The sequence below is a fragment of the Streptomyces sp. NPDC029122 genome, from assembly GCF_055569445.1.
The window spans coordinates 95878-106802 of sequence record NZ_JBVHWK010000028.1; the positions used below are offsets into that span (position 1 = coordinate 95878).

General features: G+C 75.4%; 9 protein-coding genes. 3 read left to right on the forward strand and 6 right to left on the reverse strand.

The genetic code is table 11. The annotated features are described in order from the left end of the window. Positions 1–9 precede the first annotated feature (9 nt). A complete protein-coding gene (locus tag ACZ4WZ_RS27370) occupies positions 10–1050 on the reverse strand; it encodes a hypothetical protein (protein ID WP_467894324.1) in 1041 nt (346 codons plus the stop codon). 470 nt (positions 1051–1520) lie between these two features. Here ACZ4WZ_RS27370 and ACZ4WZ_RS27375 point away from each other — a divergent pair, with 470 nt between their 5' ends. Further along, positions 1521–2729, forward strand: a complete 1209-nt coding sequence (locus tag ACZ4WZ_RS27375; protein WP_467894325.1) for a lycopene cyclase family protein — start codon at positions 1521–1523, stop codon at positions 2727–2729. Next, complete coding sequence (locus tag ACZ4WZ_RS27380) at positions 2726–4285, forward strand: FAD-dependent oxidoreductase (RefSeq protein WP_467894326.1); 1560 nt, start codon at positions 2726–2728, stop codon at positions 4283–4285. The genes ACZ4WZ_RS27375 and ACZ4WZ_RS27380 overlap by 4 nt, the downstream gene beginning before the upstream one ends. Positions 4286–4288: 3 nt before the next feature. On the opposite strand, the gene ACZ4WZ_RS27385 is transcribed toward ACZ4WZ_RS27380, so the two are convergent. Genes ACZ4WZ_RS27385 through ACZ4WZ_RS27400 form a run of 4 tightly spaced genes read right to left on the reverse strand, consistent with a single transcriptional unit; the run spans position 4289 to position 9004 of the window. Further along, positions 4289–5332, reverse strand: coding sequence for a DUF5914 domain-containing protein (locus tag ACZ4WZ_RS27385; protein WP_467894327.1), 1044 nt, complete (start codon positions 5330–5332; stop codon positions 4289–4291). After that, the gene (locus ACZ4WZ_RS27390; protein WP_467894329.1) at positions 5329–6351 is read right to left on the reverse strand and encodes a phytoene/squalene synthase family protein; all 1023 of its coding nucleotides are present in this window, start codon (positions 6349–6351) and stop codon (positions 5329–5331) included. Before ACZ4WZ_RS27390 ends, ACZ4WZ_RS27385 begins: the two co-directional genes overlap by 4 nt. After that, the gene (gene crtI / locus ACZ4WZ_RS27395) at positions 6348–7838 is read right to left on the reverse strand and encodes a phytoene desaturase family protein (protein WP_467894330.1); all 1491 of its coding nucleotides are present in this window, start codon (positions 7836–7838) and stop codon (positions 6348–6350) included. Before crtI ends, ACZ4WZ_RS27390 begins: the two co-directional genes overlap by 4 nt. Then, positions 7835–9004, reverse strand: coding sequence for a polyprenyl synthetase family protein (locus ACZ4WZ_RS27400; RefSeq protein WP_467894332.1), 1170 nt, complete (start codon positions 9002–9004; stop codon positions 7835–7837). The genes crtI and ACZ4WZ_RS27400 overlap by 4 nt, the downstream gene beginning before the upstream one ends. Positions 9005–9207: 203 nt before the next feature. Here ACZ4WZ_RS27400 and ACZ4WZ_RS27405 point away from each other — a divergent pair, with 203 nt between their 5' ends. Beyond that, a complete protein-coding gene (locus tag ACZ4WZ_RS27405; RefSeq protein ID WP_467894334.1) occupies positions 9208–9915 on the forward strand; it encodes a class I SAM-dependent methyltransferase in 708 nt (235 codons plus the stop codon). 126 nt (positions 9916–10041) lie between these two features. Here the strand turns inward: ACZ4WZ_RS27405 and ACZ4WZ_RS27410 are convergent, their stop codons facing one another. After that, positions 10042–10821: an ATP-grasp domain-containing protein gene (locus tag ACZ4WZ_RS27410; protein WP_467894335.1), complete on the reverse strand. Its 780-nt coding sequence runs from the start codon at positions 10819–10821 to the stop codon at positions 10042–10044. Between the last annotated feature and the right edge of the window lie 104 nt (positions 10822–10925).

The window sequence follows — 10925 nt, forward strand, 5'->3', positions numbered from 1 at the left end:
GGTTCGCGTCTAGAGTGGGGAAAGGGCGGTGAGGCAGGGCGCGGGACCGCCTTTTGTGCTTGGGTGGGGCTCGGTCCCTTTCTTTGGGGGGCGCCCCCCCCCCCCCCCCCCCACGACGTCAGGGGCGTCGACGGCCTGCCGGCGGGCAAGGCGGGCCGCGGCGGCGGCCATCCACAACTCGCAGCTCCCTGCCGGATCGCCGGCGACGTGGGCGAGATCGGCCCGGACCTCCAGCCAGTGGATGGCCTCGGGGGACCCCTGGCCGTGCAGCCCCACGGCCCGTCCTTCCCACCGAGCGGCGAGCACGGCGGCCTCACCGTGCCGTCCCGCGTGCGCGGCGGCGAAGACCACCGTCAGCGGGTCCTCGTCCATCGCCACCGGGGCCGGTGCGGTGTGGGGCCAGGGGGCCGCGGTGGCGTCCGAGGCGAGGAACAGCGCTTCCTCGTGGCCCGATTGGAAGGCGGCCTTCGCGTGGAGGTCGGAGAGCGGCGGGGTGAGTCCGCTGCGCCAGATGGTGGCCACGGCCCGCAGGTAGGCCGGCTCGGCGGGCCGGTGACGGGTGAGCGGCGCCGCCACACGGCCGTGGAGGGAGGTGCCGGGGCCGAGGGTGAGACCGTACGCGCGGATCTGCTGCCAGGCATCGGGGGCGGCGACCAGGTCGACGATCACCCGGGTGGTGTGCGGGCGGCGGGGCTTGAGCTCGCTCGCCAGCCAGGCCCAGGGGAGCCCCGTGTAGCGCACGGTCGCCGATGTGGTGCCGGCCAGGGCGAGGTGGAGCTGGTGCTGCCGGGGATCGAGGTGGAGCTGCCCGGACAGGAACAGGCTCAGCGGCCCCGGGGCGGCGGCGGCTGCCCGGATGCGCGTGAGGACGGTCTGCTGATCCACCGGGTCGGCGAGCTCGATGACCGTGCCGGCCGAAGCTTGGGTCAGGGAGCTGGGCGGGACGGCCGCGAGGGCGGACAGGACGCTCGTGGCGTTGGTGAGCCGGCCTTTTCCCCTCGGCGCGGCCGCCAACAGCAGCGCAGTCCCCGGAGTCTCTCCTGTGATCACAGCAGCACCGTACGCCTCCCGGGGCGTGAAGCGCACTGACGGCCGCGGGCGGTACTGCCGTCCCTTCCACGGCGGGGAAGAACAGACCGCGGTTGCGGGGACGGTGTCAGGTGCTGGACGTGGACACAGGTGCAGCGGGAGTTCGAGGTCGGCCGCACCCGGAAGACCGGACGCGCGACGGCAGGACTGCCCGAGGTCGGGGGCCGGCTCGGTGCCGGCGAGGAGCAGGCGTTGGAGTGAGGGCGAGGTGTACGGGAGGAGCGGTCCGGCCGGAGTCGCCTCCTGTGCCTCCGGCCGGACCGGCCGCCCACGCCGCCGACACGAAATGCCCCGCCGGGTCCCGGCGGTTGCCGGGTCGGTCGCGGTAGCGTCGTCCACGCCCAGCGTCCCGGGAAGCCCGTTCGTGACCGCCCGGGACGTCGGTTCACGCCGCCCGCGAGGGCGATCGTCCGGTGGAGAACGGAGCTGCGGTGCGGACCACGGCCTACGGCTGCGACATCGCCATCGTCGGTGCGGGCGCCGCCGGCCTCTCCTTGGCCTGGCGGCTGCTCGATCCGCCGGCGGGGGTCCAGGCTCCGGACGTCGTCCTCGTCGATGCGCCGCCCGGGCCGCTTCGCCCTCCCCAACGCACCTGGTGCTACTGGGAAGCCGGCGCCGGCGACTACGACCCGCTGCTCACCGCCGGCTGGAGCCGGCTGCGCGTGCGCGCTCCCGATGGCGGCGGCGCTGTCCGCGGCCTCGGCGAGCTGCGGTACAAGATGCTGCGCTCGGACGTCTTCGAGCAGGGCCTCGGGCCGCGCCTGGCCGGGCTGCGCCGCGTCGAGGGCGTGGTCGAGGACATCACCGACGGGCCGGACGGCGCAGTCCTGACGTACACCACCGCCCGTGGAGCCGTGCGCACGCTCCGGGCCCGCTGGATCCACGATTCCCGGCCCCCGGCGGTGCCGCCCGCCGCGCGCACCGCGCTGCTCCAGCACTTCCGCGGGTGGTTCGTCCACTGCGAACGCCCCGCCTTCGACCCGCGCACCGTCGAACTGATGGACTTCCGCACACCGCAGCCCGAACGAGGCCTCTCCTTCGGGTACGTGCTTCCCACCAGCCGCCGTGCGGCGCTGGTCGAGTACACCGAGTTCAGCCGCGCGCCCCTGCCGGAAGCCGCTTACGCGAGGGCCCTGCGCGACTACACCGGCCGGGTGCTCGGGCTGGGTCCCTTCCGGATCCTCGGCACGGAAGGCGGCGCCATCCCGATGAGCGACGGCCGGTACGAACGCCGGCCCGGGCGGCACGTCTTCCGCATCGGTGCGGCCGGGGGAGCGGTCCGGCCCTCCACCGGTTACGCCTTCGCCGCCATCCAGCGGCAGACGCGGGCCGTGGCGGCCGCGGTGCACGCCGGCCGGGTTCCCGTACCGCCCCCCGCCCATCCGGCCAGAGTCCTCGCCATGGACTCCGTTCTGCTCCGTGCGCTGGACACGGGCCGCGTCGACGGCCCCGACTTCTTCACCCGCCTCTTCCGCCACGTGCCCCCGGAGCGTCTGCTCCGGTTCCTCGACGGCACGGCCCGTCCGGTCGAGGAGCTGTCCATCGGCCTGCGCACCCCCGTCCTCGCCATGCTCCGCACCGCGGCCGAGCTGCCCCTGCTCGCCCGCCGCAACGTCGAGACCCTGAGGAGAAGCCCATGAGCCCGAAAGACAGCGCGGCGCCGGCGCGCCGCGGCCGCGACCGCAGGGCCGTCCTCGTCCCCGCGCATGCCGGGGCTCCCAAGGCCGTCGGGCCGCCCCCGCGGTGCGCGGTCGTGGGCGGCGGCATCGCGGGCGTCGCCGCGGCCACGGTGCTCGCCGAACGAGGGGTCCGCGTCACCCTGTATGAGCGCGAGGCCGCCCTCGGAGGCCGCCTGGCCGGATGGCCCACGGAACTCGCGGACGGATCGTCCGTCACCATGAGCCGCGGTTTCCACGCCTTCTTCCGCCAGTACTACAACCTGCGGGGGCTCCTCAGGCGGGTCGATCCCGCTCTCGGCCGTCTCCGCCCCCTGCCCGACTACCCACTGGTGCACGGCTCCGGGCTGCGGGACGGCTTCGCCCGGGTCCCGCGGACGCCCCCGTGGAGCGCCATGGCCTTCGCCGCCCTGAGTCCCAGCTTCACGGTGCGGGACCTGGCCCGGATGGACGCCCGCGCGGCCCTTCCGCTGTTCGACGTGCGGGCGGCGGAGGTCCACCGGCGGTACGAGGACGTCAGCGCGCTCGAGCTCCTCGACCGCATCCGCTTTCCCGCCGCGGCCCGGCACCTCGCCTTCGAGGTGTTCTCCCGCAGCTTCTTCGCCGACCCCGCCGACCTGTCCGCCGCCGAACTCGCCCTGATGTTCCACATCTACTTCCTCGGCTCGTCCGAAGGACTCCTCTTCGACGTGCCCGACGAGCCGTATCCCCAGGCCCTGTGGGATCCGCTGGCCCGCTACCTCGCGGACCACGGCGTGGACATCCGTACCGGCACCCCCGTGGCAGCCCTCCGGCCCGCCCAGCACGGGGGTCACCTGGTCCGCACCCGCCACGGGAGCGAGCACGCCGACGCGGTGGTGCTGGCCCTGGACACCACGGGACTGCGGGCGCTGGTCGCCGCCTCGCCCGGCCTGTGCGACGACGCGTGGCGCGCCCGGATCGGCCGGCTCCGTACCGCCCCGCCCTTCCTCGTCTCCCGGCTCTGGCTCGACCGTCCCGTCGCCGCCCGCCGTCCGGGCTTCCTCGGCACCAGCGGCTACGGGCCCCTGGACAACATCAGCGTGCTGAACGCCTGGGAGGGCGAGGCGGCCCGCTGGGCCTCCAAGACCGGCGGCGCCGTCGTCGAACTGCACGCCTACGCCGCGGATCCGGCCGCCGACCCGCGGGCGGTCGCCCGTGCCCTCGTCGGGCAGCTGCACCGCCTCTACCCGGAGACCCTGGCCGCGCGCATCGTCGACCGGCGGGACGAGTGGCGGCAGGACTGCCCGCTCTTCGCCGTCGGCGGCCATGCGGACCGGCCCGCCGTGGAGACCACCGACGCGACCGTCACCGTCGCCGGCGACCTCGTCGCCACCGCCCTGCCGGTGGCGCTCATGGAGCGGGCCGCCACCACCGGGTTCCTTGCGGCCAACCACCATCTGCGGCGGTGGGGCCTGCGCGGGCAGACCCTGTGGACCGTTCCGGACCGGGGCCGGTGCGCTCCCCTGCGACTGCTCGCCCGCCGGTTCGGCCGGGGCTGAGGCTCAGCCGGGGAAGCGGCCGCTGCTGCGCAGCACGAAGCGCCGTTCGGCGTACGCCAGGTCGTCGCGCCACAGGCGGCCCGCGGCCGCCCGCACGGCGGGGCGCAGCAGCGGCGCCAGGGCCCGGGCCGCCGCGAATCCCCGCCGGTCCGAGGCGGCCACGACGGCCTCCACCACCGCGGTACGGGGCCGCGCCGCGCCCGGCGCCGTCAGCGGTGTCGCGTGCGTCTCCACCACGGACCCCTCTCCCTCGCCCTCGACGATCCGCATCACGACGGTCCGCGGACCCGGCGCGCTGAACGCCGCCCGCACAGGGACCACGACCCGGCCGGCCAGTTTGAACGACACGTCCGCCACCAGCGCGTCGTCCGCGTCCGCCGGCCGGCCTTCGGGACCGTCCAGGACGGTCAGATCCACGAACGAGTAAGGGTGAAGCCAGCCGCCGTGCCAGGGGTCGAGGCGGTTGGCGACCACGTCCTGCGGCTCGCACGCGCCCACCCCGGTGTAGACGGCGGCCACCGCCGCTTCCAGCGGGGGCCGCGCCGGGACGGCCGGGCGATCGGTCGGCGGCTGCCCGCCTGCCGGGTCCAGGCGCACCCACAGCAGCACCCCGTCGTCGTGCACCGGCCACGGCGACCATCCGGCGAACGGCCTGCCGTCGAGGGCCAGCCCGTGCCAGTGGCAGACGAGACGGCCGCACCGCACGGGGCTGTCCTTGAGCGGAGCGCCCAGGTGGGGGCATGCTCCGGGTCCGGCGTGGGGTACGCGGTCCTCGTCGCGCCAGAGCACGATCTCCGTCCCGGCGACCGTCCGCCCGAGGGGGCGCCGTGCGGTCAGGTCCGCGCCGGCCCCGACGACATACCAGTTCCCCGAAGGGCGCGCCAGGGCGCGTCCCAGCGCCTCGGCGATCAGCGCGGGTCTGGCCTCGCGCCATGTCGGGCGCTGGCGCTCCCACGGCACGGCGTTGCGACGCAGCCGCAGCGGGATCGCGTGCCCGCGGCCGCCGCGGCCGCGCCGTGCGTCAGCGGGCCTGTCGTCCGCGTTCATGTCCGCTCCTGTCCCCGGCGCCGCACCCCGCGGTCCTGCGTCAGCGTGGCCGTTCGTTCTCCCGCCGGCGTGCGCGCGCGGGTGCCTCCGGCGGTGCTGCGCGCGGCGAGGGCTGCGGCCAGGCCGCGCAGTGCGACGGCCGTCCTCCGGCGTCGGCCCACCACGCTGCGGCGGTGCACGGCCGCGTAGCCGTCCTTCTCGATGGCACCCAGGATGTCGCGGTAGAGCACGAACGCGGTGCGCACGCACGGCGCGGTCAGCGGATCGAGCCTGCCGATCCCCGGTTCGGCCGCCCGGTAGACCTCCCTCGTCAGGGCCGCGGCGGCCCGCAGCGCGGAAGCGATCCGCGTGTCCCGGCGCCCCGTACGCCTGCTCCACGTCAGCAGCTCCCGGTCGACCCCGTGCGCGGACAGCAGGTCCTGGGGCAGATAGACCCGTCCCCGGTCGAGGTCCTCGCCCACGTCCCTGAGGAAGTTCGTCAGCTGGAACGCCACTCCGAGCTCGGCGGCGTACGGTTCGGCCTCGGCGCGCGGTACGACGGTGCCGAGCACCGGCGTCATCTGGAGCCCGATGACGGCGGCCGATCCGTGCATGTAGTTCCGCAGGGCGGCGTAGGTCGGGTATGCGCTGACCGACAGGTCGCTGCGCATCGATGCGAGGAAGTCGGAGAAGTGGCGGGCTTCGATGCCGTACCGGGCGCGGGTGTCGGCCGCCGCCCGGACCACCGGTTCGGCGGCCTCCTCTCCCCGGACGGCACGCAGCCACTGCTGCTCCAGCGAGTCCAGGGCGGCGCGCCGCGCGCTCGTGGGGGCGGCCGTCCCCAGGTCGTCGACGATGTCGTCGGCGTGGCGGGCGAAACCGTAGAGGGCGTGCACCGCCGCCCGCCGGTCGACCGGCAGCAGGCGCGTGGCGAGGAAGTACGTTCTGCCGTGCCGGGCGTTCAGCAGCCGGCTGGCCGTGTAGGCCGCGCGCAGCGACGGGTCGGTGATGCCCGCGGCGTCCAGTTCTCGTGCTGTCATCGGACCGGTCCCGAGCCGGCCACGCGGTCCGCCGCGAGCTTTCCCGAGATGAGCACCGTGGGTACGCCGACGCCGGGGGTGGTGCCGCATCCTGCGAGCACGGCGTTCTCCGTGCCGCTCACCAGGTTCCGGGGCCGGAAGGGGCCGGTCTGGGCGAAGGTGTGGGCGACGGAGAAGGGCGTCCCGGCCGCGTGTCCCCTCGCCGTCCAGTCGGCAGGGGTGACCAGGGCCTCCTGCTCGATCGACGCTCCCAGTCCGGCGAGCCCGCGGCATTCGAGCTCCCGCAGCAGGTCGTCGCGGTAGCGGGAGCCCAGATCACCCCAGTGGGCCGCCGTGGGACCGGTCCGGGTGTTGGGACACGGGGCGAGGACGTAGTGCAGGTGCCGGCCCGGGGGTGCGAGGGAGGGGTCGGTGGCGGTGGGCCGGGTGATCAGGAGGGAAGGATCGCTCATCAGCCGTCCGGAGCTGATCAGTTCGCCGAAGACGCCCTCCCACGCGTGGCCGAACGACAGGGTGTGGTGGGCCAGCTGGGGCCAGGTGCGGTCGGTCCCCACGTGCAGCACCACGGCGCTCGGCGAGTGCCGCAGGCGCAGCGGCCGCCGGGGCGTCCTGCCCAGCAGGCCGTAGGCGACCGGCAGGTCCGGCGTCAGGACGATCGCGTCGCACGGGATCCTCTCGTGCGCGGTGACCACGGCGGTGACGCGGCTCCCGGCGCGCTCCAGCCGGGTGACGGCCTCCCCGTAGTGGAACACCACACCGGCCCGGGCCGCCGCCGCGGCCATGGCCACCGGGACGGCGTGCATCCCGCCGCGCGGGAAGTACACCCCCGCGACCGTGTCCATGTAGGCGATCACCGCGTAGGCGGCCAGCGCACGCGACGGGGAGACACCCGCGTACAGGGCCTGGAAGGAGAAGACGCGGCGCAGCCGCTCGTCCGACAGGAACCGGCCGACGGCCCGGTCCAGGCGCCCGAAACCGCCGAGCGCCGCGAGCCGCGCCAGGTCCGGGTGGAGGAGCCGGAGGGGTGAGTCGAAGTTGGCGTCGATGAACCGGCGCATCTGCACGGCGTACAGCTCCGTCATCCATCTGCGGAGCGCACGGTACCCGAGGGCCTCCCGGGCACCCGCGAAGGAGTCGATCTCGGCCTCCATGGCGTCGCCGTCGGTGTGGACGTCGAGGCGGGTTCCGTCCGCGAAGAGCGCCCGGTACGCGGGGTGCAGCGGGACGAGGTCGACCCGGTCGGACAGCGAGTCACCCACGGCCCGGAACGCCTCGTCGAGGATGTCCGGCATGGTCAGGACGGTGGGGCCGGAGTCCACCCGGTAGCCGCCGAGCACCAGGCGCCCCGCGCGTCCGCCGGGTCCCGGGTCCCGCTCCACCACCGTCACCCGCCGGCCCCGGCCGGCCAGGTGGAGTGCGGCGGCAAGGCCGGCGAGGCCCGCGCCCACGACGACGACGTGGTCCGTGGGACCGGTCAGGGTCTTCAACGGGGCTCCCCGATCAGGAAGGTGCCGCCGGTGTCCCCCGCGGTTACCGGCGCCGGCGGCCGCCCGGGAGCGGGTCCCAGACCGCACGCGCCGCGCATCAGGCGGCCGATCCGGCCGACCGCCTCCGGTGACAGCCCGGCGTCGGCGACGGCGGCGGCGGCGCGGGCGCAGAGTTCCTCGACACGCCGCGCGACCTCGTCGCGCGCACCGCAGGAGACGAGGAGGTCCAGCACTCGGTCGAGTTCCGCCGGCCCGCCGCCCGGGGCGCCCGTCACCTCGTCCAGCAGGCGCGCCGCGGCGTGGTCCCCGTCGCGTGCGCACCGTTCCCGCGCGACGGCGAGCAGGAAGGTCGCCTTCCCGTCGCGGATGTCCTCGCCGACCGGCTTTCCGGTCGCCGCGGGATCGCCGAAGGCTCCCTGCAGGTCGTCGTGGAGCTGGAACGCCAGACCCGCGGACCGTCCCGCCTCCCGCAGCCCCCGCACCGTCGGCTCGAGTGCGTCCCCGAGGACCGCACCCAGGGCGAGGGGGTGCCCCGCCGTGTACAGGGCCGTTTTCAGAACCGCCGTACGCACGGCCTGGTTCGTCGACCTGGTGCGGGTGACCTGGGCCTGGAGGTCCAGGTACTGGCCCGCCACCATCTCCGTACGCATCACCCGCCACACCTCGGCGGCCCGGACCTCCGCTGGGGCGCCGCGAACGGCCTCCCTGAACGCGTCGTCGGACCAGGCCATGGCCAGGTCGCCGGCCAGCACGGCGGCCGCCCCGCCGAACGTGCCGCACGGCAGGACGCGCTTCCCCGTCCCGTACTGGCCGTCCAGCCGGACGTGCACCGCCGGGCGTCCCCGGCGCAGCGGGGAGCCGTCCATGACGTCGTCGTGGATCAGCGCGCAGGTCTGCAGCAGCTCGAGCGCCGCCGCGACCCCCAGAACCCGCTGGGCCTCATGGGCCCCACCCCCGCACCCCCGCAGCGCCCACCACACGAACTGCGAACGGAGCCTGCTGCCGCCCTCCAGCGCGAAGCCCGCCACCCGGCCCGCGATGTCGGCGGCGAAGACCGCGTCCGTCGCCGCGGCCTCCTCCAGGCGCCGCTCCAGCACCTCGCCCAGGTGTGCGCCGACGGCCGCGGACACGTCCTGGTCGACGTCGAGCGGATCAGGTACGCGCATCGCAACTCCCCTTGCCGACGGGACGGCCGTTGTGGCCCGTGGGTGATTCCGTACCGCCCTCCGCACCGGATGCACCACTTCTTGGGCCATGCGGCCCACATGCCGTCCGGGCGGGCGGGACGAACCGGCCGTGCCGAGGCGCGTCCTCCGGGGACGTCGGCCAAGCTGGGCGGGGAAGTCGCCACCCAGCGGGAGGTACCGACATGGCCGTGCTGAGGGACGCCGAGCTCGCGGGGGCCTTCGACCACGCGTCCGGCACCTATGACCGCATGGTCTCAGCGAGCCCCGGCTACCACCGGGACCTACGGCGCTCCGCGCGCCGGCTCGCCCTCCCCGGGAGCGGCGCCGGCAGCAGGGTTCTGGACCTCGGCTGCGGCACCGGCGCCTCGACCGCCGCGCTGCTGCGCGCCGCGCCCCTGGCCGCAGTGACCGGAGTCGACGCGTCCGCCGGCATGCTGGCCCAGGCCCTGAGCAAGCCCTGGCCCGGCCGGGTGTCCTTCGTCCACGCCGCCGTCGAGGGCATGGCCGGGGCCGGCGTCACCGGGCCCTACGACGCGGTCTTCGCCGCCTACCTCCTGCGCAACGTCGGCGATCCCGACTCCGTGCTCCGTCACACGCGTGAGGTCCTCCGGCCCGGTGGCCGGCTCGCCGTCCACGAGTACGCCCTGAGCGGCCGGGCCGTAGACCGCGCCGTGTGGTCCGCGGTCATGGCCGCCGTCGTACTGCCGTGGGGCCGGCGCCACGGCGACGAGGCGCTCTACCGGCACCTGTGGCGCAGCGTGCTCGACTTCGACACGGCCGACGCGTTCGCCCGCCGGCTGCGCCGGGCCGGATTCACCGGTGTCCGCGTGCTCCCCCAACCCGGCTGGCGGACCGGCATCACCCACACCTTCGTCGCCACCCGCCCTTGAGGGCGACGGCACCCCATAGGCGGCGCGCAGGCCGCGCCGGCCGGAGCCCGCCGCTCACCGGGCCGGGATGCCGGAAGGCGGTACGGCCCGCGCGGAGACCCGCCGCGGCGGGCCGGCCGTGGCTCGTCAAACCCGTTCCGGACGATCCGCCGGCCCGCTCAGGTACGGCCGGTCCCGGTCGGCGACCGCGCCGATCGGACCGGCGGCGCGGAGCACCGTGTCCAGGACGCGTTCCGGCTCGGCGGCGTAGCAGTGGGCGAACCACGCCATGTTCGCCTCGACCACCGCCCAGCCCCCGTCGGCGAGCCGGCCGATGTCCAGGCACACCGCGCTGGGCAGGCCGGCGGCCGTGGCGTCGAGGACCGTACGGCCGAAGGCGCGGCTCCCGGCGTCCAACGGCGCCGGGTCCAGGCGCCCGCAGACGGCGTAGCGGCTGCCGGTGACGGGTTCGCCGTCGAGGACGAACAGCCGGTACTCCGCCATGAACTCCACCACGCCGCTCACCAGGACGGGCGTGGAGCCGTCGAGCTCGCCGGGCAGGCTGGTCCCGTCCTCGTGGACGGCGGCGGGCAGCAGGTCGATCTTGGCCGACGGCGGTTTCACGAAGGCCCGTTCCCGCAGCTGACGGGCCTCGGCGAGGGTGGTGAGCCGGACGCCGCGCCGCAGGAGGGGGCCGGGGACGCGGGTCAGCCAGTCGTCGGCCGGTTCGAGCAGCCCCAGGCCCAGCGGGCCGGCGAGTCGCGCGGCCGCACGGGGACCGCCGTACCAGTGCGCCCGGCGCCCTGCGGCGGTCGCCGCCCGGTCGGTCACCTCGTAGCCGCGCCAGGCCGCTGCCCGGGCGATGAGCTCTCCGGTGGAGGTACGGGGTGCGGGCAGGAGAAGGACGGGCGGGGTACGGGCTTCCATGCCGACGAGCCTAAGGGCTTGCAGATCATTAACACGGTGTTTTGATCTTGTTGTCCTCGCCGGTCTGTGCCTGGACTCGGGCCTGAAGGGCGGCGAGGGATGTG

Excerpts from the sequence above, each read along its gene's own strand:
- ACZ4WZ_RS27400 (WP_467894332.1), bottom strand. The coding sequence starts at position 9,004 with ATGCGCGTACCTGATCCGCTCGACGTCGACCAGGACGTGTCCGCGGCC.
- ACZ4WZ_RS27390 (WP_467894329.1), bottom strand. The coding sequence starts at position 6,351 with ATGACAGCACGAGAACTGGACGCCGCGGGCATCACCGACCCGTCGCTG.
- ACZ4WZ_RS27405 (WP_467894334.1), top strand. The coding sequence starts at position 9,208 with ATGGCCGTGCTGAGGGACGCCGAGCTCGCGGGGGCCTTCGACCACGCG.
- ACZ4WZ_RS27385 (WP_467894327.1), bottom strand. The coding sequence starts at position 5,332 with ATGAACGCGGACGACAGGCCCGCTGACGCACGGCGCGGCCGCGGCGGC.
- ACZ4WZ_RS27410 (WP_467894335.1), bottom strand. The coding sequence starts at position 10,821 with ATGGAAGCCCGTACCCCGCCCGTCCTTCTCCTGCCCGCACCCCGTACC.
- ACZ4WZ_RS27380 (WP_467894326.1), top strand. The coding sequence starts at position 2,726 with ATGAGCCCGAAAGACAGCGCGGCGCCGGCGCGCCGCGGCCGCGACCGC.